Source organism: Mycobacterium sp. 1482292.6, assembly GCF_001672995.1.
GTDB classification, from domain to species: domain Bacteria; phylum Actinomycetota; class Actinomycetes; order Mycobacteriales; family Mycobacteriaceae; genus Mycobacterium; species Mycobacterium europaeum_A.
The window spans coordinates 1-522 of sequence record NZ_LZKV01000169.1; the positions used below are offsets into that span (position 1 = coordinate 1).

1 pseudogene is annotated in these 522 nt (G+C 73.8%); it reads left to right on the forward strand.

Annotation, left to right across the window (positions count from 1 at the left end):
* Nucleotides 1-390 (forward strand): annotated as a pseudogene (locus A5624_RS16980) (hypothetical protein); the annotation flags it as partial.
* Nucleotides 391-522 lie beyond the last annotated feature (132 nt).

Sequence of the window (522 nt, forward strand, 5' to 3'; positions counted from 1 at the left end):
AGGCCGCCGAGTTTGTCCACCGCGCGGCGGCGCAACAGGACCGTCTCCACCAGGATCGCGGCGCGGTCGCCGAATCGGGCGCGGGCGGCGGCGCTGGAGGCCATCGTCGACCTGCACACCTTCACCCCGGGCGACCTGGAGCGGATGGCCGCCAACGCCGGGGCCGCCCAGGTGCGGACCGTCAGCGAGGAGTTCACCGCCGCGATGTTCGGCTGGCCGGTGCGCACCTTCGAGGCGTCGGTGCCGCCCGGGCGGCTGGGCTGGGGCTGGGCGAAGTTCGCCTTCAACGGCTGGAAGACGCTGAGCTGGGTGGACGCCAACGTGTGGCGCCGTGTGGTGCCGAAGGGCTGGTACTACAACGTGATGGTGACCGGGGTCAAACCCTCCTGAGTGGTGGGCTGCGGTTCAGCGCGCAAGACGTCGGCTACCTGCGGTCGGCCGCGGGTGCCGCGGCGCTGGCGGAGGTCGCCCGGCTCGTGCTGACCGACGCCACCCGGGTCGCCGACGTCGCCGCCGCCCGCG